A 13,227-nucleotide genomic window follows, 5' to 3' on the forward strand; every position below is an offset into this window, starting at 1 on the left:
GGTTGTGGGCACGAGCCCGCTTCGTGGCGAGCCGCTCAGCCCGGGCCGGGCTCCGCCACCCCGCATCCCGCGGTCGCGGAGGACGCCTCCGCCCCACGCCGGACCTCGTGCCCGGGCAGCCCGGCACGGCCCAGCACCCAACTCGCCCCACCGATCGACTTCGCGGCCTTCTTCAGCGGCGCCAGCCAGGCCGCGGCCTGCCGGTGGTCCGTGACGCTGCCCGGCGTACACAACACCGTGGCCAGGGACAACGACACCGGATGCCCGCCCGCGGACCAGGGCGCGTCCAGCACCGAGGCGGCCACCGGTTCCAGCCCGTCGGGATCGGCCAGCACGAGGAAGTCGTCCCCACCGATGTGACCCACGTGAGTGCTGCCCGATGCCGCATGCTGCAGCGCCCGCCCCACCGACCGGATCAACTCGTCGCCCGCCGCGAACCCGGCTCCGTCGTTGACCTGCTTGAAGTGGTCCACGTCCAGCCAACTCAGCGCGAACGTCCTCCCGTCCGCGATCCGCCGGTCCACCTCACCGGTGATCGCGTCCGAACCGGGGAGCCGCGTCAGCGGACTGAGACCGGCGGCTTCCTCCACCCGGGACTCGGCCAACGCCCGTACGAGGTCGGTGAGACGTACGACGCCGACGCACCGTCCGTACCGGTCGACGACGGCCACGTCGTCCGAGGTGCGGTCCCGGTCACCGACCGCCACCACGTCGAGCACCTCCCACGCGGTGGCGTCGATGCCCACCGTGCGCGGCGGATCGCCCAGCTTGGCGGCGGGGCGATCGGCGTAGAGGGCGTGCCCGTAGCGCCCCGACATCGACAGCAGGAAGCGGGAGCGGTGCACCGACCGGACCGGAACCCCGTGCGCGTCCACGAGCAGTACCCCGGACACCTCCGGCGACCCGGTCAGCAGCGCCCGCACACGGCCCGCGGACGCGGTGGCGGCCAGCAGCGCGGCGGGCCGTACGAACTGCCGAACCGACGGCCCCGACCGCGACGGTGCGGCGGCACCGGGGGAGCGGGGCGGAACGTACACGTCCGCGGCGGGCAGCCGGGCCGGGGGAGCGAACAGGTTGCCCTGTGCCAGCTGCGCACCCGCCGACACCGCGGCCGCACACTGCAGTTCGGTCTCCACGCCCTCGACCGACAGCAGCGCCCCCAACTGGTCGCACAGCGTCCGCATCGCCCGCACCGCCGCGGGCCGGGCCAGCAGCGAGGCGTCGAGCTTCACCAGGTCGGGCGCCAGGTCGGTGAGCAGTCGCAGGGGTACGTCCCCGTCCCCGACGCCGTCCGCGCCGATGCGGAAACCCTGACCGCGCAGCGCGCCCACCGCCTCCAGCAGCGCCTGCTGCGGCACATGCGTGTACGGCGGCCCGACGTCGATCGTCACCTCCCAGGGGAGCCTGCCCGCCGCACGCACCGCGGCGTGCAGCGGGGTGAGCCCGCCGAGGTCGGCGAGGGTGCCGGCGAACACGTTGACGTGCAATGGCAGCAGCGTCTCCCTGCGCGCCGCCGCCCGGACCGCCGACACGGCCAGTCTGCCGTCGAGTTCCGGATCGCGGCGGGCCTCGGCCAGGATGTCGCCGGTCTCCGGTCGGGCGAGTATCTCCAGCGCCGCGACCCCTTCCGTCGTCAGGTTGACCACCGGCTGGAAGGCGAAGCGGAGAGTGTCCGTCCAGGAGTGCACGGCAGCATGATGGCGCCGCGGGCGCCCGCCCGAGCGCAGTTCATGAGACGTTCACGCAGGATTCCCGAGCGGTCACGGAGCGTACGGGAAAGCCCTTGCCCCGCTCGGAGGCCCGATGAGCCTCACCGCACCGCGACCACGGCCGAACCGTGCCCGAACAGCCCTTGGTTCGCCGAGATCCCCACCCGCGCCCCCGCCACCTGCCGGTCACCCGCCGCACCCCTCAACTGCCAGGTGAGCTCGCACACCTGGGCGATCGCCTGCGCCGGCACCGCCTCCCCGAAGGAGGCCAGCCCGCCACTCGCATTCACGGGTATGCGCCCGCCCAGAGTCGTCGCGCCCTCCCGCAGCAGCTTCGCCCCCTCACCCTCGCCGCACAGCCAGAGGTCCTCGTACCACTGCAACTCCAGGGCGGTGGACAGGTCGTAGACCTCGGCGAGGGATACGTCCTCGGGCCCGACACCCGCCTCCTCATAGGCGGCCCGGGCGATCGACTCCCGGAATGTGTCGGCGCCGCGCTCCATCGCCACCGCGGAGTCCGTGGCGATGTCGGGCAGATCCAGCACGGTGCTCGGGTATCGCGGGGTCACCGTCGACACCGCCCGGATCCGCACCGGCTCCGCCGTCCCGTGCCGCCGCGCGAACTCCATGCTGGACAGCACCACAGCCGCCCCGCCGTCCGAGGTCGCGCAGATGTCGAGCAGCCGGAGCGGATCGGCGACCACGGCGGAGGCGGCGACCTCCTCGGCGGTGACCCGCTTGCGGTAGCGCGCGTTCGGATTGAGCGCTCCCATGGCGGCGTTCTTCACCTTGACCTGCGCGAAGTCCTCCGGTGTATCCCCGTGCACAGCCATCCGCCTGCGCGCGTACAGCCCGAAGTACGTCGGATTGGTGGCTCCGAGGACGCGGAACCGGAGCCAGTCCGGATCGTCGGGCCGATCGCCGCCCGCCGGCCGGAAGAACCCCTTGGGCGCTGCGTCGGCACCCACCACGAGCACCACGTCCGCGAGCCCCGAAAGAATCTGCGCCCGCGCGGTGTTGACGGCCTGCGCTCCCGACGCGCACGCCGCGTACACGCTCGTGACCCGGGCTCCCTGCCAGCCCAGCGCCTTCGCGAAGGTCGCCCCGGCCACATACCCCGGATAGCCACCACGCACGGTGTCCGCCCCGACGATCGAACCGACGTCCCGCCAGTCCAGCCCGGCATCGGTGAGCGCCGCGCGGGCCGCCGCCACTCCGTACGCGACGAAGCTTCGACCCCACTTGCCCCACGGGTGCATGCCCGCACCGAGCACCGCCACCTCACCCGTCATGCCGTCACCCCCGTCGTCGGCCGCCACCGCCACGTCGTCCACACCGTCTCCGCGTCCTCATGGAGCACACCGGGAACGATCTCCACCTCCATGCCCACCGCCAGATCGGCGACAGCGAGCCCCGGAACCCCCTGTCCCAGCACCACGATCCGCTCGGCCTCCAGCTCCACAGCGATCAACGCGTAAGGCTCCCACGGAAGTTCCGGATCGGTCACATAGGGTGACGGAGGTCGGTACCGGCTGTCCGTGTAGGACCACACCCGCCCGCGCTGCGACAGCGAAGCCTCCTCCAGCTCGCCCCCGGGGCACGCGGGATTGCGGCAGTGGGTGTCCTCGCGAGGGAAGAAGACCGAGGCGCAGGCCGAACAGCGGGTGCCGAGGAGATGGAAGTCGTCCTCCTCACCGGCGAACCAACCAGCCACCACGGGCGTTCGCGCACGTGACACAGTTCCTCCCGGGCATAGGATCTGACGGAACGTCAGAAGTGTGTCACGGGAGGCCGGAGATGGGCAGAGGCAGAGACATGACACGACTCTCCAGCGCAGTACGCGGCCTGGTCACCACGCTCGCCGCCCTGCTGACCGTGACCACCGCCGCCACGACCGCCCGGGCGACACCGGAACCCAAGGCGCCGAAGGACTTCGTCGCGCTGAGAACCGTGGACCCCACGATCATCCAGGAGATGCGCTACTTCACCCCGCACAACTTCGTGGGGGAACGCATCGACGGTTACGCGCAGCCGATCTGTATCCTGACCGAACCCGCCGCCGAGGCCCTCCACCAGGCCCAGATGAAGCTGCTCCGGCAGGGCTACACCCTCAAGGTCTACGACTGCTACCGACCCCAGCGCGCGGTCGATCACTTCGTCCGCTGGGCCAAGGACCTCGACGACCAGGCCATGAAGGCCGAGTTCTACCCGAACGTCGACAAGACCCGTCTCTTCACGGACGGTTACATCGCCGAGAAGTCCGGCCACAGCCGCGGCTCGACCATGGACCTCACCATCGTGAAGCTCCCCGCGAAGCCGACACGGCCCTACCACCCTGGAGAAACCCTCGTTCCCTGCTACGCGCCCCAGGGTCAGCGCTTCCCCGACAACTCCGTCGACATGGGCACCGGATTCGACTGCTTCGACACCCTCTCCCACACCCTCGACCCCGGCATCCAGGGCGCACAACGCGACAACAGGCTCCTGCTCAAGACCACTCTGGAAGACCTCGGCTTCGTGAATCTGGCCGAGGAATGGTGGCACTACACGTTCAAGCCGGAGCTCTACCCGGACACCTTCTTCGACTTCCCGGTGTCCTGGAAGTCCCTCACGAGCAAACACTGAGCAGCCCCCGGAAGACGCCCTTCCTGTGATCGGATACAGTCCGCCGCGTGTCCGAAACTCAACACCCCACCCCCAACTCCGCGCCCGACTCCCACTGTTCGAGCTGCGGAGCGCCCTACGGAGAGGGCGTCTCCGGTTGGCCCCGCACCTGTCCCGCCTGCGCCACCGTGGCCTACCGCAACCCGCTGCCCGTCGCGGTGGCACTCCAGCCGGTGTACGACACCAAGGGTGCCGCCCTTGTCGTCATCACCCGAACCATCGCCCCCGCGCGCGGCGGCATCGCACTGCCCGGCGGCTACATCGACGACCGGGAGGACTGGCGCCAGGCCGTCGTCCGTGAACTCAAGGAGGAGACCGGCATCGACGCGGCGAGCCGCGACGTACGCCTCGTCGACGCCATGAGCTCGCCCGACGGCCACCTGCTGCTGTTCGGATCCCTTCCGGAACGCCCGGCAGAGGGCCTGCCCACTTCCGCCGCGACGGACGAGACGGCGGGCTGGCATCTCCTGCGCAGGCCCGAGGAGCTGGCCTTCCCCCTGCACACACGTGCCGTACGGGCCTGGTTCGAGGGCCGGTACATCTGACCTAGCGCTCCCCGAGCCCCCGCACACGCACCGGGTGAGGCGGCGCACTCACGCCGTCCTCACCCTCCCTCTCGACGACCACCCGCCGGCCCTGCCAGCGGGCCACATACCGCTCGATCTCCGGCTCGTCCCACCCGTCACCCGCGTCGGGCACGACCAGCCCCCCGCCGGTCCGTCCCCGGGCCGGCGCCCACACCTCCAGCTCGAGCCCGCCGTCCTCCCCGCGCACGGGAAGGACGGCACCCGCGCGCGCGAGCACCGGGATCCGCGACAAGGGGGCGTCCACGAGGACCTGCCCCGGCCCCTGATACGCCCGCTCCGTCACGGTGTCGTACCAGCGCCCCCGCGGCAGCTGCACCGCACGCCGGTCCGCTCCCGGATCGAGCACCGGCGCCACCAGCAGACCGTCGCCCAGCAGAAACGCGTCCTCGCAGTGACGCAGCGCCCGGTCCTCGGGCGCCCCCCACCACAACGGCCGCACATACGGCGCTCCCGTACGCCTCGCCAGATGCGCCAGCGTCACGAAGTACGGCAGCATCCGCCGGCGTTCCAGAAGAGCCACGCGCGCGTGCTTCAGCACCTCGGGACCGAACTCCCACGGCTCCCGGCGCCCCGCCCGCAGACTCGCGTGCGTACGGAACAACGGCAGATACGCGCCCAGCTGGAACCAGCGCAGATACAGCTCGGGCGACGGACTCCCGTCGAAGCCGCCCACGTCCGGTCCCGAATAGGGCACCCCGCACAGGCCGAGACCCATCACCAGCGACAGCGACGCCCGCAGCCCCGGCCATCCCGTGGCCACGTCACCCGACCACGTTCCCCCATAGCGCTGCATGCCGGCCCACCCGGACCGTGAGAACACGAACGGGCGCTCCAGGGGAGCCAGTTCCCGCACGCCTTCGTACCCCGCCCGGGCCATGCAGAGCGCGTACACGTTGTGCGCCTCGCGATGGTCACCGCCCTGCCCGTCCAGCTGATGCCGGGCCGAACGCGGCAGGGTCGACTCCCCGAAGGCCGCGAACGAGGTGGGCTCGTTCATGTCGTGCCAGAAGCCCGAGAACCCCTGAGCGAGCCGCTCCTCATAGAGGCGACCCCACCACTCACGCACACGCGCGTGCGTGAAATCAGGGAAGACCGCGTCGCCGGGCCAGACGACTCCCCGTACGAGCCGCCCAGACGCGTCCCGTACGAACGCGTCCTCGGCGACACCACTGTCGAACACGGCGTTGCCCGGCTCGGCCCCGACCGCCGGGTCGACGATCGACACCAGCCGGATCCCGTCCCGCCGCAGTTCTTCGGCGAGCTGGGGCAGCTTGGGGAAGCGCTCCTGGTCGACAGAGAACACCTCGTGCTCGTCATAGTGGTCGATGTCCAGGTGGACGGCGTCCAGCGGCAGGCCGCGCTCCTGGTAGCCCGCGACGATCCGCCGCACCTCCTGCTCGCTCCCGAACCCCCACCGCGCGTGATGGTGCCCCAGTGCCCAGGCAGGCGGCAGCGCCGGCGCACCGGTGAGCGAGGCCCAGGCGAGCAGCACGCGTGCGGGGGTGCCCACCATCACCCAGCAGCGCAGCGGACCCCCGGTCATCCGCAGCTCGCACGTACCGGCCCGGTCGTGCCCGGAACCGGCACCCTCCTCGCCCTCGCGCAACGTCACCGTCCCGTCCCACGAGGTGTCGTGGAACGCCAGATGCGTGGCCGCGTCGGACACCACGAACTGCACCGGCATCGTGATGTACAGCGGATCGTCGGCGGGACCGAAGGACCCGCCGGGATCGGTGTTCCACAACCGGTACGTCCCGTTCCTCAGCCGGGGCCCCGAAGCCCGCCCGCCGAGCCCGAAGAAGCGCGCGTCCGCAGGCACTTCCGACCGCTGCATCCAGCGCGCCGTACCACCGCCCACCGGCTCCCACCATCGCGGCGGCAGATCCCGGCGCACGGTCACTCCACCGGGCGTACGCACCTCGATCGCACCGTGCCGCGAGACGACGACCGTCGCCCGTTCGGCCACCACCCGCCAGCCGCCGTCCTTGTCCGGCTCCAGCACCGCCCGTGGATCCGGCTCAGGACAGCGCCCCGCCAGCGCGTACGACGGCTCGGGACCCGCGCCGTCCCAGCCCCAGAAGACCGCCCCGTTCACCATGACCGTGATCCGCAGCTCGGAACGGCTGAACCGGACGACCCCGCCGCCGGGCCCCGGCTCCACATCCCGCACCGGCCCGGGCACCCGAGCCCGCTCGGCCCCCCGCGGCGGCAGCCCGGCGGCATCCGCTCGCCGCATACGCCACGAGGCCCGTACGGAACGCAACCCCTGGGCCGCCCCCGCCGAACCGACCGTCTTTATCGAACGCACCAGGTCACGACCGTTCATGCTGCTCACCCTGCCACTGACCGCCCCACACGCGTGTGTCGTTCAACTGCCGTTCACCCGTGCCGGGACCACATCTTCACGACACGGACTATGTGGGGCGCGCCCTGGTGTGGAAGTCGATCACATGGCATCGTCCGTGTCATCCGCGTCGCGCGCACACCCCAGCCCGTGCGCGGGAGACGCACACGACGCGCACAGTCCGGGAGCCGCCCCATGTCGACCGTGAACCCCCAGCCGCTCTGGCAGCCAGATCCGGAACGCATCGCACAGGCGCAGGTCACCAGATTCCACGCCTGGGCGGCCGAGCACCACGGCGCCCCGGCCGAAGGCGGCTACCCCGCCCTGCACCGCTGGTCCGTCGACGAGCTGGACACCTTCTGGAAAGCCGTCACGGAATGGTTCGACGTACGCTTCTCGACCCCCTACGCGCGCGTACTGGGCGACCGCTCGATGCCCGGCGCCCAGTGGTTCCCCGGGGCGACCCTGAACTACGCCGAACACGCGCTCCGCGCGGCCGCCACCCGCGCGGACGAACCGGCCCTCCTGCACGTCGACGAGACCCACGAACCACGCCCCGTCACCTGGTCCGAACTGCGCCGCCAGGTCGGCTCCCTCGCCGCCGAGCTGCGTACCCTCGGCGTACGCCCCGGCGACCGCGTCAGTGGCTACCTCCCCAACATCCCGCAGGCCGTCGTGGCCCTCCTCGCCACAGCCGCGGTGGGCGGGGTCTGGACGTCCTGCGCCCCCGACTTCGGCGCCCGCAGCGTCCTCGACCGCTTCCAGCAGGTCGAACCCGTCGTCCTGTTCACCGTCGACGGCTACCGCTACGGCGGCAAGGAGCACGACCGTCGCGACACCGTCGCCGAACTCCGCCACGAACTGCCCACCCTGCGTGCCGTCGTCCACATCCCCCTCCTCGGCACCGACGCCCCGGAAGGCGCCCTGGACTGGGCGGCCCTCACGAGCGGTGACGTCGAACCCACCTTCGAGCAGGTGCCGTTCGACCACCCCTTGTGGGTGCTCTACTCCTCCGGCACGACCGGCCTTCCCAAGGCCATCGTCCAGTCGCAGGGCGGCATCCTCGTCGAGCACCTCAAACAACTCGGCCTGCACTGCGACCTCGGCCCCGACGACCGCTTCTTCTGGTACACGTCGACCGGCTGGATGATGTGGAACTTCCTCGTCTCCGGCCTCCTCATCGGCACCACGATCGTCCTCTACGACGGCAGCCCCGGGTACCCGGACACCGGCGCCCAATGGCGCATCGCCGAACGCACCCGGGCCACCCTCTACGGCACCTCGGCCGCGTACGTCATGGCCTGTCGCAAGGCGGGCGTGCACCCCGGCCGCGACTTCGACCTCTCCTCGGTGCAGTGCGTGGCCACCACCGGATCACCGCTGCCGCCCGACGGCTTCCGCTGGCTCCACGACGAGGTCCACGACGACCTCTGGATCGCCTCGGTCAGCGGTGGCACGGACGTCTGCTCCTGCTTCGCGGGCGCCGTACCCACCCTCCCCGTCCACATCGGCGAACTCCAGGCCGCCGGCCTCGGCACCGACCTGCAGTCCTGGGACCCCAGCGGCAAGGCCCTCACCGACGAGGTCGGCGAACTCGTGGTCACCAACCCCATGCCGTCGATGCCGATCCACTTCTGGAACGACCCCGACGGCAGCCGCTACCACGACAGCTACTTCGACACCTATCCCGGCGTCTGGCGCCACGGCGACTGGATCACCGTCACCTCCCGCGGCTCCGTCGTCATCCACGGCCGTTCCGACTCGACGCTCAACCGCCAGGGCGTACGCATGGGGTCCGCCGACATCTACGAAGCCGTTGAACGCCTCCCCGAGATCAAGGAATCGCTCGTCATCGGCATCGAACAGCCCGACGGCGGCTACTGGATGCCCCTCTTCGTACACCTGGCCCCCGGGGCCGTCCTCGACGAGACCCTGCTCGGCCGCATCAAGCAGACCATCCGCGAACAGCTCTCCCCGCGGCACATCCCCGACGAAATCATCGAAGTCCCCGGCGTCCCGCACACGCTCACAGGCAAGCGCATCGAAGTCCCCGTCAAGCGCCTCCTCCAGGGCACCCCCCTCGACAAGGCCGTCAACGCGGGCTCCATCGACAACCTCGACCTTCTTCACTTCTACGAGGACCTGGCCCGCAAGCGCGCCTGACCGACGCGGCCGCCGACGCAGGCAGAGCCGCCATCACACTGCGTCGGCATCGCCCACCACCCTGCCCAGCCCTCGTTGTCAGTGCCCCCGGTTACTGTGAGTGAGCATTGATCGACAGCGCACAGGGGGAAACATGGCGCACACCGACCACCAGACCATGCGACGCGTTCTGCGCCGCGAGATCGCCGGCACCATCGGCCTGCTCACCGACGAGCACGACTTCCGGAGCATGCGGAGCTACCGCAGCTTCACCTTCGACGACCACTCCCTCTATCTCCAACAGGTGGAGGAACTCCTCAAAACCCGCGCCTCCCAGGGCACCCACACCGCAGTAGCCCTCTTCGACCCACAGGAGTACGCCGACTACTGCGCCGACACCGGCCTCGAACCCGACATCCCCTCCAGTCGCACCCGCTTCACCGCCGAACTCGCCGCCACGGGCCCGACCATCCCGTACGACGGACGCCCCCTGGCGGAACTCGTCCCCGACCTGATCGACGAAGCAGTACGGCAAGCCACCTGGGAGTACGCCTCCACACTCCTGGCACGCCTCGGCGCCTGCGCCTCCTGTGGTGAGGACATCGGCCGAGCCGCCTTCGCCCGAGCCTCCGGCCTTCTCGTCCGCATCCTCGACACGGCCCATCCAGGCAACCGGCACCTCGTCTGCAGCGTCACGGCAACACCGGAAACACTCGTCTCCGTCCTCCACGCCGACATCAACGCTGACGGCACCACGCAACTCGACGAGGGCGAAGCCCTCGAATTCGCCACGGTCCTGGCTCTCGGCTTGGCGACCCACACCCCCGGCGGACTCGTCATGCGGACCAGCGTTCCCGGAACCACCGACCGCATCTACGGCTGGCGCCTGCGCGGAGAAGGACTGGAACCCCTCACCGCGGGCGAGGTCTTCGACGCGTACTGCACCGACATCGAATCCGGCGACCTCATCTCACCGGAATCCGGCGTCGACTACTGCGTACCGCCCGACCTCGGACCGGACGGCTCTACGCCGGGACACCACCACTGAATGCAGGAGGGGCGCCCCACCCGCAGGTGAAGCGCCCCTCAAGAAGCACCAACGACTGATTACGGCCGACTACTCGCCGGAAAGCACCGCCTGAGCCGCGTTGCGCGCCTCATCGGCACTGTCCGCCGCCCGAGCGGCCGCCGCGGCACGCTCGCACTGAGCCAGCGTGTACTTCGCCAGAGTCGCCCGCACATAAGGAATCGACGCCGCACCCATGGAAAGGGAAGTGACGCCCAGACCGGTCAGCACACACGCCAGCAGCGGGTCGGACGCAGCCTCACCGCAGACACCACAGCTCTTGCCCTCGGCCTTCGCCGCCTCGGCGGACAGCGAGACCAGGTCGAGCAGAGCCGGCTGCCAAGGATCCTGCAGTCGGGACACCGCACCCACCTGACGGTCAGCGGCGAAGGTGTACTGCGCGAGGTCGTTCGTCCCCAGCGACAGGAACTCGACCTCCTGCAGAACCGAACGCGCCCGAAGGGCGGCCGACGGAATCTCGACCATCGCGCCGAACTTCGCCCGCAGCCCCGCCTCACGGCACGCGTCGGCGAACGCCTTGGCATCCGAACGGTCCGCCACCATCGGAGCCATGACCTCGAGGTAGACCGGCAGCCCCTCAGCGGCCTTCGCCAGGGCCGTCAGCTGCGTACGCAGCACGTCCGGGTGGTCGAGCAGTGTCCGCAGACCCCGCACACCCAGCGCCGGGTTCGGCTCGTCACCCGGCGTCAGGAACTCGAGCGGCTTGTCCGCACCCGCGTCCAGCACACGTACGACGACACGACCCTCGGGGAACGCCTCGAGAACCTGTCGGTAGGCCTCGATCTGCTTCTCCTCGGAGGGAGCGTTCTTGCTGTCGTCGAGAAAGAGGAACTCGGTACGGAAGAGACCGACACCCTCCGCACCAGCCTCGAGAGCGGCCGGAACGTCCGCAGGACCGCCGACATTGGCGAGCAGCGGCACCTTGTGGCCGTCGGCCGTGGCACCCGGCCCGGTCGACGCCGCGAGCGCGGCCTTGCGCTCGGCGGCGGCAGCCTCCAGCTGTGCCTTCTTCTCCTCGCTCGGATTCACGAAGATGTCGCCGGTGCTGCCGTCCACGGCGATCACGGTGCCTTCGGCGAGCTCGCCGGCACCCGGCAGCGCCACAACGGCGGGGACACCGAGTGCCCGCGCCAGGATCGCGCTGTGGCTGGTCGGCCCGCCCTCCTCGGTCACGAAGCCGAGCACCAGAGTGGGGTCCAGCAGAGCCGTGTCAGCGGGTGCGAGGTCACGCGCCACAAGGACGTACGGTTCATCGCTGTCCGGAATGCCCGGCATAGGCACCCCGAGCAGGCGGGCGACGATACGATTCCGCACGTCGTCGAGGTCCGCGACGCGTCCTGCGAGGTACTCACCGGCACCCGCCAGCAGCTCGCGGTACGCGGCGAACGCGTCGTACACAGCCCGCTCCGCCGTGCTGCCGACGGCGATACGCCGATCCACATCGGCCATCAACTCGGGGTCCTGGGCCATCAGGGCCTGGGCCTCGAGCACCGCCTGTGCCTCGCCGCCGGCCAGATTGCCGCGCGCCATCAGGTCGGCCGCCACAGCTTCTACTGCCTTGCGGGCGTTCCCCTGCTCACGCTCCGCGTCCTGAGCCGGGATCTGCTTGGCAGGCGGCTCCAGAACCGCCGTCCCCATGTGCCGAACCTCGCCGATCGCCACACCATGGCTCACGCCGACGCCTCGCAGCGTTGTCTCCATCTCACCCGTCTCCGATAGTGCGGCGGGTCCCGCCGCCGCGATGGTTGCCACTACTTGCCGTCCCAGGACGGAGTGGATGTCACTTCCAGGCGAAGAGGCTGTCGCCGGCCTTCACATCGCCGTCGTCACGCACTTCGGAGAGTGCTTCGGCCGTGGCTTCGAGCGCCACGATCGGGCAGACCGGGGACTTGCCGGCAGCCTCCACGGCGGCCGGGTCCCAGCGCACGATGCTCTGACCGCGCGTCACGGTGTCGCCCTTGTTCACGAGCAGCTCGAAACCCTCGCCGTTGAGCTGGACGGTGTCGATACCCAGGTGAGTGAGCACACCGTGACCCTGATCGTCGACAACGACGAAGGCGTGGGGGTGGAGCGAGACGATGACTCCGTCAACGGGCGCGACAGCCTCAGAGGCCTCGCGCACGGGGTCGATCGCCGTGCCCGGGCCGACCATGGCCCCGGAGAAGACCGGATCGGGCACAGCTGCCAGTCCGATGGCGCGTCCTGCCAGTGGGGACGTCACGGTGGTCATGGGAAACCTCCCAGGGGTGGAGATCGATATGCGTCGTCACTGCCTGTCCTGGACGGCGCACTGTGAGCAGCGTATGTCATATGAACTGACGGTTCCGCATGGAAGATACCGCGTAGTGGTCTAGACCACCAGTCCAATCGATTTGCACGCGCTTCAGGGCCGCGTGTACTGTCGTACTCCTGCTTGAGGTCGAGCGGCGCTAGTAAGCGTCCTTGCTCAGCAGCACCCAAACTCGTCAGATCCTATCTCGGGGTCACCTTCTGCATGTCCGCAGGAGAGTGGTCAGGGGGCTGGAAAAACACTGATAGAGTTTGGAACACCGAAGGGAAGCCCGGAGGAAAGCCCGAGAGGGTGAGTACAAAGGAAGCTTCCGTTCCTTGAGAACTCAACAGCGTGCCAAAAATCAACGCCAGATTAGTTGATACCCCGTCTCCGGCCGTGATGGTCGTAGATGAGGTTCCTTT

General features: G+C 70.0%; 11 protein-coding genes. 4 read left to right on the forward strand and 7 right to left on the reverse strand.

Annotated features, from left to right (window positions below):
* Window positions 1–35: 35 nt before the first annotated feature.
* From ACWD3I_RS31510 to ACWD3I_RS31520, 3 genes are all read right to left on the reverse strand, one after another.
* A complete protein-coding gene (locus ACWD3I_RS31510; protein WP_365405897.1) occupies window positions 36–1,688 on the reverse strand; it encodes a GGDEF domain-containing protein in 1,653 nt (550 codons plus the stop codon).
* 122 nt (window positions 1,689–1,810) lie between these two features.
* Complete coding sequence (locus tag ACWD3I_RS31515; RefSeq protein ID WP_365405924.1) at window positions 1,811–3,001, reverse strand: lipid-transfer protein; 1,191 nt, start codon at window positions 2,999–3,001, stop codon at window positions 1,811–1,813.
* The gene (locus ACWD3I_RS31520; RefSeq protein WP_365405927.1) at window positions 2,998–3,426 is read right to left on the reverse strand and encodes a Zn-ribbon domain-containing OB-fold protein; all 429 of its coding nucleotides are present in this window, start codon (window positions 3,424–3,426) and stop codon (window positions 2,998–3,000) included. Before ACWD3I_RS31520 ends, ACWD3I_RS31515 begins: the two co-directional genes overlap by 4 nt.
* 98 nt (window positions 3,427–3,524) lie before the next feature.
* Here ACWD3I_RS31520 and ACWD3I_RS31525 point away from each other — a divergent pair, with 98 nt between their 5' ends.
* Window positions 3,525–4,334, forward strand: a complete 810-nt coding sequence (locus ACWD3I_RS31525; protein WP_365405899.1) for a M15 family metallopeptidase — start codon at window positions 3,525–3,527, stop codon at window positions 4,332–4,334.
* A gap of 47 nt (window positions 4,335–4,381) precedes the next feature.
* Window positions 4,382–4,918 (forward strand): NUDIX domain-containing protein, encoded by a 537-nt coding sequence (locus ACWD3I_RS31530; protein WP_365405902.1) that lies wholly within the window; start codon window positions 4,382–4,384, stop codon window positions 4,916–4,918.
* Window position 4,919: 1 nt separating this feature from the next.
* On the opposite strand, the gene ACWD3I_RS31535 is transcribed toward ACWD3I_RS31530, so the two are convergent.
* A complete protein-coding gene (locus ACWD3I_RS31535; RefSeq protein ID WP_365405905.1) occupies window positions 4,920–7,286 on the reverse strand; it encodes a glycoside hydrolase family 31 protein in 2,367 nt (788 codons plus the stop codon).
* A gap of 213 nt (window positions 7,287–7,499) precedes the next feature.
* Here ACWD3I_RS31535 and ACWD3I_RS31540 point away from each other — a divergent pair, with 213 nt between their 5' ends.
* Together ACWD3I_RS31540 and ACWD3I_RS31545 are read left to right on the forward strand one after the other, a co-directional pair.
* Window positions 7,500–9,467 (forward strand): acetoacetate--CoA ligase, encoded by a 1,968-nt coding sequence (locus ACWD3I_RS31540; RefSeq protein WP_365405908.1) that lies wholly within the window; start codon window positions 7,500–7,502, stop codon window positions 9,465–9,467.
* 133 nt (window positions 9,468–9,600) lie between these two features.
* Window positions 9,601–10,494, forward strand: coding sequence for a hypothetical protein (locus ACWD3I_RS31545; RefSeq protein WP_365405911.1), 894 nt, complete (start codon window positions 9,601–9,603; stop codon window positions 10,492–10,494).
* 69 nt (window positions 10,495–10,563) lie between these two features.
* Here ACWD3I_RS31545 and ptsP read toward each other — a convergent pair whose 3' ends face one another.
* The 3 genes from ptsP to ACWD3I_RS31560 form a co-directional block, all read right to left on the reverse strand.
* The gene (gene ptsP, locus ACWD3I_RS31550; protein WP_365405914.1) at window positions 10,564–12,234 is read right to left on the reverse strand and encodes a phosphoenolpyruvate--protein phosphotransferase; all 1,671 of its coding nucleotides are present in this window, start codon (window positions 12,232–12,234) and stop codon (window positions 10,564–10,566) included.
* A gap of 79 nt (window positions 12,235–12,313) precedes the next feature.
* Window positions 12,314–12,763 (reverse strand): PTS sugar transporter subunit IIA, encoded by a 450-nt coding sequence (locus ACWD3I_RS31555; RefSeq protein ID WP_365405917.1) that lies wholly within the window; start codon window positions 12,761–12,763, stop codon window positions 12,314–12,316.
* 242 nt (window positions 12,764–13,005) lie between these two features.
* Window positions 13,006–13,227, reverse strand: a 222-nt coding sequence (locus ACWD3I_RS31560) for a hypothetical protein (protein WP_365405919.1), incomplete at its 5' end; no start/stop codon positions are given.

Source organism: Streptomyces sp. NPDC002817, assembly GCF_053592055.1.